Source organism: Prevotella sp. P3-92 (assembly GCF_002251205.1).
GTDB lineage: Bacteria > Bacteroidota > Bacteroidia > Bacteroidales > Bacteroidaceae > Prevotella.
Genome location: NZ_NPJE01000023.1, coordinates 60403 through 66446, shown reverse-complemented (window position 1 = coordinate 66446; position 6044 = coordinate 60403). Strand labels below are relative to the sequence as shown.

Genomic DNA, 6044 nt, shown 5'->3' with positions numbered 1-6044 from the left:
CATGCCACAGCTATAAGGACTTTGACAACATGATTTTGACACCCTGCACTAAAGGGTGACAAGATATACCAGCCGTGCCAAGGCTACTATCTTTGTGGTGGTGACACCCCGTGATTGCAAATTAACCGATGGTACGGCTGGCGATGGAACCCAGTCTGAGTAAAACTCGAAGAGGAAAGTATCTGATTATCACAGACCTGACGAGGGGCTGTGATGAATAGCCATGCCCCACTATTATGAATTCTTGTGGGTTTTATTACCCTTGCGGGGAAATCCCATTAGGTTTTATAGAGGAAAGGTAAGCATTTCATATGAATCATACTCATTTACCCCTATGAAAAATCTATTGAGCCGGCAAAGGTCATGATGAAGGTAAGAGGGATGGACTATTCCATGTCTAACTTCAAGTTGCTGATGACCAATACTTTCCTGACAAAGCGAATTTTTGAGGCTAGCCGATACCGACCGAACCAAACTTTAATTAATCACATTTTCAAAGAACTCTTTGGCAAAGCGGCATAGCCGTTAGGCCATATATTGAACTTTTAACGAACTATTGAATTCATCGTTTGATAGCAAAATACATATAATTATTAAGAAAACACGCATTTTTGTTTTTTTATTTTGTGTCCTAAATAAGGAACTGCAAAAATCTGTTCTTGATAAGATGAAGACAGAATTACAAAACATGCTAGATAGTTTGGAGAAAAAAGGGTTATAGATAGTAAAATTAGGACGGCAGTATTTCTACTACCGTCCTAAAACGAACCATGACAAGTCTTCAACGTGTACCTTGCTACTTTCATGCCAATACTCCGTGAAACTCAAAGAACCAAGAGGGAAATGGTCGCACTGTCCTTCGAGGAACATTTTTTCCGTTAGATAGGAGTTTCGCAACTCTCTCATTTCGTCCTCGTATTCTTCTGGATCATCGAAAAAGTAATAGCCATAATTTTTCTCGGCGAACAACCAGTAATATGCATGAAGGCCAAAGTATCGACTAGAATAATGTTCATCCTCCATAGTCCACCAGTAATCTTCGGGAAATCCGAGTGCTTGCTTCAAGTCACCACATCGCTTCAGCAGCATTTCGTATTCAGTTTCAGAAATGACATCTTGTAGGTCATACCACTTAGGGTTGAAATGGACATCAATCCAGTCGTCCCAGTCCTTACTTTCAATCAGTCTGGCAGTTAATCTCCACACCTTTAAAGCCCATAGGAAATGACCGGTTTCTGCACAAAGATCTCCAAGACGTAGACCTTTCATAAATTTTCCTTTGCAACTTGCAGCACATCTAATGGGATGAATCTCGCGATTAACCAAGTCTTTGAGTAGTCGGGCTTCAAGATGGGTTACAACACCATTGGGTAAGCATCTGCATACACGATAAGGTATTCTTCTTCTCATAATAAATCAGTTACTAAAATCCAATTCTTGTTCTTTGGCGAGGAATCTCAATTGGTAAGATGTCTTCAGGAGTGAGTATCAGCAAATCTTGTTTATCCTTAGGCTGATACTTGATACAGCGGTTGGCGTGCTGGATGTAGATACGCTCTAATAGGTTGGCAATGAAGCGTGCATTACCCCACGTTTCTGGATCACGCATCTTATATGCTTGTGCCAACATAATACTGTACTTTTCCCACGCTTCAGTGGTAAACTTGTAATTATAGTCTTTCACACGACAACGGGTTATTTCCAGTAATTCATCGATTGTGAAATCTGTAAACTCAAACTTGTTAGGGAAACGTGACTGCAGACCAGGATTCGTGTCCAACATCTTCATCATCGGCTCTTTGTAACCGCAAAGTACAACGGCAATGTCACGCTGTGATTCATCGGCAAGGATGTTCATCAGTAACTGTATTACCAACTTTCCTGGGTCATGATCGTGTTTTCCATTCAGCAGGTAGGCTTCGTCAATCATGAGGACACCGCCTTTGGCCATCTCCAAGACTTGTCTCACTGACCGTTCCTCATCACCCCAAAGGGTACCAAGGAAGGTACCACGGTCGCAGACTACGATATGTCCCTTTGACAATGCACCTGCCTGACGGAGCAATGAACCGAAGATTTTGCATACCGTTGTTTTACCCGTACCAGGACGACCAAGAAAGATGCTGTGCAAGGAAACCGCATGCTGTTTGCTGTCAGGAAACAGCTCATGAATCATCTTATTGTAGCTGGTTAAAGCAACTAACTCATCCATGTGCCGTTTGATATCAGTGCAGCCTACCAGTTTGTCTAGCTCTTCTTGTGGATTAGGGATGGGACGTAGGATCTCAACCTTGACGCTAATGTTATTGTTTTGCTCAATCTCACCAATAGGGAAAGGTTCATCATCTGTGGTTGAGTTATCCTCTTCCTCTGCGTCTGACTCCCATTCTTCTTCACTTTCATCCAAGTCATCCTCTGATTGTTCATCATTTGATTCTTTGCCAAACGTTTCATCGTATTCTTTATTGATGAAGTCATTGAGCAGCTTCTCGAATTCATCGTATTCTGAATCTGAAGAGCTAACCTTAGGAGATTCCTGAGGCTTTGTCGAGCTAATGATTTCTTGGCTGAGTGAAATATCCGAAATAATTCTCATATATGAAGAACAAGCCAAATCATAATCGTTATTGGTCTTAATTCGCCTGTATTTCAGTCGCCTGAGTTCATCAATTACCATGAGATTATTTGCGTCCCACATTCTATACAATTCATAAGAATTGAGAATTTCTGCCTCTGTAAGCAATACACCATAGACATTAATCTCTGGTACGGAGTTTTGGAGTAGTTCCTTTGTCCGGCGTACAGATTCAGACATTTTATAAACGACACTTACGCGAGGTTCATAGCCTTCTGCTAATAGCATAGGACTAAGTGATTCCGACTCTTCATAAATTTGTTCTTCGCCAGTTCCACAGCAGTCGAGGCACAATATGACTACGTTGGTATCGTTACAATACAGATATACATTGTAGTCGGTAAGGAAAGGAGATAAACCATTCAGGTGGGTAGAGAATACGGCATAGTTAGCTGCCATCGCGTCCAAATGTTTCCAGATAGTATCTTTTGCCTGATTCTTAAAATCGTTGATAAGTCTATTTGAATTTGTCATAATCATCATAATTCTGTCACACATATATAATAATGTATAGCCCTAAAGTCAGGGCACAAGAGGGAATAGGTAGGTGACAATTCACCAACCTGTAGCATCATTAGGGTGTTTCTTGGAGATAACCCTATCACAAGGCTCTCGACACTTGTAGCAATATGTCAAAGAACGCAACGAACGACAAGATACAATCTTCCCGTCGATTCACAGACTTAGTGTATACTTCGTCATAGAACCGCTCGACATCGGACTGAATTTTTCGTCATTTCGTTCATTCTTCTTGCTACAATTAAATATTATTTGTGATAGATAGAATTATGATTATCGGCTGCAAAAGTACACAATAATTTGAATACTTCAAAATTTTCTGCAGATTATTTGTCGAGACAAATACTTAAAGACTTGTCCCGACAATAATTGACAGTTGTTCTGTTTTGAGTTTAGCCTTTAGATTCACTAGACGGTTTCATTTCAGCATCTCAAATTGATAATTTTAGAACTTTCACAGGGCGTTGTTGACCTCCATACAGATGGTTACAATATCGGGTAATGTTAGTTTCTTTGAAACCACATTTTTTCATGACGCGATATGAGGCAGGATTGTCAACAAAGTAGTCGCCCCATAGAGTGCAAAAGTGTTTTGTGTTGATGCAATAATCCAATAATAATTGTAACGCTTCAGTACATATTCCTTGATTCCAATATGGCTTGGCAACCCAAAAACCAATTTCAGCATCATTCTCACCAATTTCAATGTTACTTTCTCCAGAAAGCATATATCCTATGGTTCCAATAACTTGGTTAGATTCTTTTAATTCTATGGCCCAAGTATGATCATTACTGAAATAGTGCTGAATTATTTCATGGCTTTCTTCGATGTTTTTATGCGGTGACCAACCGGCTCGAGGGCCTACATCCGGATCAGAGGCATATTTGAAGAGTATCTCTGCATCAGCATCACGCCAGGGTCGTAATAATATTCTTTCCGTTTCCATTTACCATATAATAAGATGTGACCATATATCTTTGCAAACGTACCAAATAGCGGTAAAAACATTTTTAGTGCTCCAATACGAAACAATAACGACACAAAGATTAAACAGAAGTGCTGCTGTTATATATGTGTATGAGAAGTAAAGAGGGCGTTTGTTAATATCTGTCTGGTAGTTACCAATTTGGTTCTTAATTGTGCTGATATGAAAGGCAATTGACACTCCAATGATTATATCTATACACCAAAGAAATGTAGAGTAGCAAATAGAACGGAAAGCCAATAGAATATATGTGTAAATAGGCAGGCAATAAGGTGCAAGATCAACAAAGACAAGCGTTTTGTCGTTGCCGCTCGACATAATCAGTCCATTATCATTTTTTGCTTCAAATGAATGGATTCTTCTAAAAAACAAGATTGCAATTAATGTATGGGTCAACTCATGAGTAAACGTCTCGAACCATCGAAGATTCTCCTTAAGAAATCGTTTGCTGATATAGAACGCGATTATTCCAATAGCAGTCCATTGATATAGTTGCAAGTTACCAATCCAGCTTCCATGCTTTGGGAAGAAGATATTGCTCATAATGCTCCATCCTGTTACAAGTATTGCTAAGGAGATTATTACGAGTAACAACGCCAACAATATGTATTTTATCTTAGATGTCATTCTGTCGTACTTTTAATAGAATTACCGTAAATGCAGCCAATAGAATAGAGATAATCCAAAAATGTACAGTAACTCTCTCGTCCTCGTCATCACCAGAACACCAGGGGAATTTGTACTTGATTGTTGGGTCAAAATTATATCCAGCTCGGAAAGCATCATGGAAAGGAGCCCGTTTTATCAGTCTTTGCTTACGGCCATGCTTTGTTCCCCAGATGCTATACAGTGTTTGTAGTTTGCTACTGGCAAGTTCTATGATGAGTAACCCACATAAGAAGAAAAGCATAATTTCTTTATGAATGATTAATGCCAAGACGGCTATGGCTCCTCCGATGGAAAGACTGCCAGTGTCACCCATATATACTTTAGCAGGATGTGTATTATGCCATAGGAAGCCAATGAGTGCTCCAATCATGGCAAATGTATATACAACTAATTCTTGCGTCCCCGGGATGTACATTATGTTAAGATACGATGCAAACCCCATGTGACTAGAAACATAGGCAAAGATGCCTAAGGCGACAAATATGATGGCGGAATTGCCTGCAGCCATCCCGTCAACTCCATCATTGAGGTTGATTCCATTGCTAGTAAGCATAATGAAAAACACCGTAACAATAACGAATACACACCAACCGATTTGTTCAGAGCCAAGCCATGAATAGTCAAAATTGTGGCTTTTAACAAAAGGAATGGTAGTTATGGTACTTTTAACGGGGTCACTTTTGTGAACGATTTCTATTCCTGCTTCTGTTTTCCGACTGACAACATTCTCGTGAATAACAGCATCAGGGCTTAGGTATAGCGTTAACGCAACTATAATTCCCAAACCTAATTGAGAGATTAATTTCCAACTAGGAGCAAGACCATTTTTGCTTCTCTTGATTTTGAGATAGTCATCTATAAATCCTGTAACCCCTATCCAGATGGTAGTACCTATCATCAGGAGAAGGTAGATATTGCGTAGTCTTCCAAAAAGGAGACAAGCGATGAGGACGGCAGCAATAATCACTATTCCACCCATAGAGGGTGTATACTTGTGTTTTGCGGCAACAGGATCAATGGAGGCGTCGAATTTCTTTTCTTCGAATCTTGTACGGTTATTATGCATGAAAGTTATAAACCATTTTCCAATGAGCCATGATAATACCATAGCAATCAGGAATGCCATTACCGACCGGAATGATACATAGCTCCATAAGCCAGACCCTGGTATGTCAAGTTTCTCAAAATATCTAAAAACATAATATAGCATAGTCAGATGCGCTTTTATTATTCTC

Annotated in this window: 5 protein-coding genes; all 5 read right to left on the bottom strand. The window is 39.7% G+C overall.

Annotation, left to right across the window (positions count from 1 at the left end):
• Positions 1-750: 750 nt before the first annotated feature.
• The 5 genes from CIK93_RS03890 to CIK93_RS03870 all read right to left on the bottom strand — a co-directional run bounded on the left by CIK93_RS03890 (position 751) and on the right by CIK93_RS03870 (position 6019).
• Positions 751-1410 (bottom strand): hypothetical protein, encoded by a 660-nt coding sequence (locus CIK93_RS03890; protein WP_144007635.1) that lies wholly within the window; start codon positions 1408-1410, stop codon positions 751-753.
• 13 nt (positions 1411-1423) lie between these two features.
• Positions 1424-3109 (bottom strand): AAA family ATPase, encoded by a 1686-nt coding sequence (locus tag CIK93_RS03885; RefSeq protein WP_158215467.1) that lies wholly within the window; start codon positions 3107-3109, stop codon positions 1424-1426.
• Positions 3110-3585: 476 nt separating this feature from the next.
• Positions 3586-4101 carry a GNAT family N-acetyltransferase gene (locus tag CIK93_RS03880; RefSeq protein ID WP_094446638.1) on the bottom strand — a complete coding sequence of 172 codons (516 nt, stop codon included), beginning with the start codon at positions 4099-4101 and terminating at the stop codon, positions 3586-3588.
• Complete coding sequence (locus tag CIK93_RS14090) at positions 4102-4683, bottom strand: M50 family metallopeptidase (RefSeq protein ID WP_158215466.1); 582 nt, start codon at positions 4681-4683, stop codon at positions 4102-4104.
• 73 nt (positions 4684-4756) lie between these two features.
• Positions 4757-6019, bottom strand: a complete 1263-nt coding sequence (locus tag CIK93_RS03870) for a phospho-N-acetylmuramoyl-pentapeptide-transferase (RefSeq protein ID WP_094446636.1) — start codon at positions 6017-6019, stop codon at positions 4757-4759.
• Between the last annotated feature and the right edge of the window lie 25 nt (positions 6020-6044).

Coding starts and splice junctions, on each gene's coding strand:
- CIK93_RS03890 (WP_144007635.1), bottom strand. CDS start 1,410: ATGAGAAGAAGAATACCTTATCGTGTATGCAGATGCTTACCCAATGGT.
- CIK93_RS03885 (WP_158215467.1), bottom strand. CDS start 3,109: ATGACAAATTCAAATAGACTTATCAACGATTTTAAGAATCAGGCAAAA.
- CIK93_RS03880 (WP_094446638.1), bottom strand. CDS start 4,101: ATGGAAACGGAAAGAATATTATTACGACCCTGGCGTGATGCTGATGCA.
- CIK93_RS14090 (WP_158215466.1), bottom strand. CDS start 4,683: ATGAGCAATATCTTCTTCCCAAAGCATGGAAGCTGGATTGGTAACTTG.
- CIK93_RS03870 (WP_094446636.1), bottom strand. CDS start 6,019: ATGCTATATTATGTTTTTAGATATTTTGAGAAACTTGACATACCAGGG.